The 1,462-nt window shown below is 71.1% G+C and carries 2 protein-coding genes; one reads left to right on the forward strand and one right to left on the reverse strand.

Annotated features, from left to right (window positions below):
• The first annotated feature begins 166 nt into the window (after positions 1-166).
• On the forward strand, positions 167-760 hold the full coding sequence (locus AB0M20_RS43200) for a hypothetical protein (RefSeq protein WP_364307270.1): 594 nt from the start codon (positions 167-169) through the stop codon (positions 758-760).
• Positions 761-763: 3 nt separating this feature from the next.
• On the opposite strand, the gene AB0M20_RS43205 is transcribed toward AB0M20_RS43200, so the two are convergent.
• Positions 764-1,462: 5-methyltetrahydropteroyltriglutamate--homocysteine S-methyltransferase (locus AB0M20_RS43205; protein WP_364307272.1), on the reverse strand; the 699-nt coding region annotated here is incomplete at its 5' end.

Raw genomic sequence — 1,462 nt, forward strand, 5'->3', positions numbered from 1 at the left:
TTTTGAAATTCGTTTGTAGTATGTTGGGTTCTTGAAACCGTGTATAGGAAAATGAAATGAGAAAGCCAGCGCACTGGCCACCAAGGTCTCCTGGCGGCATCCGTTCGAGGAGGCCCCGGCCGCGGACCTCGGGCCGGACAGCCCCTGGACCGGCCGGCTCGCCACCGTGCTGCGCAGCCCGGCGGCCCCGGGCCACCGCTCGATGATCGCCGACACGCCGCGGGCCGGCCGGGTCATCGTGCACGAGGCCGGCGCCGACGGACTGCGGGTGATCTCCGTGGCCGCCGAGCCCGGCGTGGCGCCGGACCGGGTCATGGCCGCCGCCTACGACGACGACTTCACGCCGGTGCCCCTCGCCGACCTGCGACCGGGGGAGACCCCGCTGCACCGCATCTGGGACGAACCGCAGGCCGAGAAGCCCGGCGAGTTCACGCACGCCGTGCTGCCCGCGTGGTCCGCCCGGAGCCGGCACGACCTCACCGGCGACGAGTTCGGTTTCGCCGCGATCGCCGAGAAGCTGGGCCGCGACCGTTTCGAGGCCGCGCAGACGGCGGTGGCCCGCTACGACCGCTACGGCTTCGAGGCCGCCGCGGTCACCGGGTTCATGAGCCTGACCAGCTTCACCCCGCCCGGCCCGGCGCGCTTCGCCGAGCTGCGGTTCGGGCATCCGTACGCGGTGGTGGCCGTGGCCACGCAGCCCGGCGGACCGTGGGACGGCGTGCCGGTCTTCTCCGCCTGGGTGGCGGACCCCGAGGGCTAGAACCTAGGGCTGGCCCCAGACCTCCTGGGCCGTCTCGGCGATCAGGCGCAGCTTGGCGACCTCTTCGTCGTAGGTCAGCACGTTGCCCTCCACCGTCGACGAGAAACCGCACTGCGGCGACAGGCAGAGCTGCTCCAGCGGCACGTAACGCGAAGCCTCGTCGATGCGCCGCTTCAGATCGTCCTTCGACTCCAGCCGACCGCTCTTCGTGGTGACCAGGCCCAGCACCACCATCTTGCCGGGCGGCACGAACCGCAGCGGCGCGAAGCCGCCCGAGCGCTCGTCGTCGTACTCCAGGAAGAAGCCGTCCACGGCGAGCTCGCTGAACAGCGCCTCGGCCACGAAGTCGTACCCGCCCTCGGCCGCCCACGACGAGCGGAAGTTGCCGCGGCACATGTGGGTGGTGACGGCCAGGCCGGCCGGGCGGTTCTCGATCGCCGCGTTGATCTGCTTGATGTAGCGCAGGTGCTGGTGCTCGGCGTCGTCACCGCGCTCGGTGAGCAGCTTGCGCTGCTGCGGATCGTTCAGGTACGCCAGGCTGGTGTCGTCGAGCTGGAGGTAGCGGCAGCCCAGGCCGGCGACGCGGCGGACCTGCTCGGCGTACGCGGCGCTCAGGTCGGCCCAGAACTGCTCCTCGTCCGGGTAGACGGCCGGGTCGATCGCCGCCCGCCCGCCGCGGTAGTGCACCATGCTCGGCGACGG

Origin of the sequence: Actinoplanes sp. NPDC051633 (genome assembly GCF_040681735.1) — a bacterium.
Taxonomy (GTDB): domain Bacteria; phylum Actinomycetota; class Actinomycetes; order Mycobacteriales; family Micromonosporaceae; genus Actinoplanes.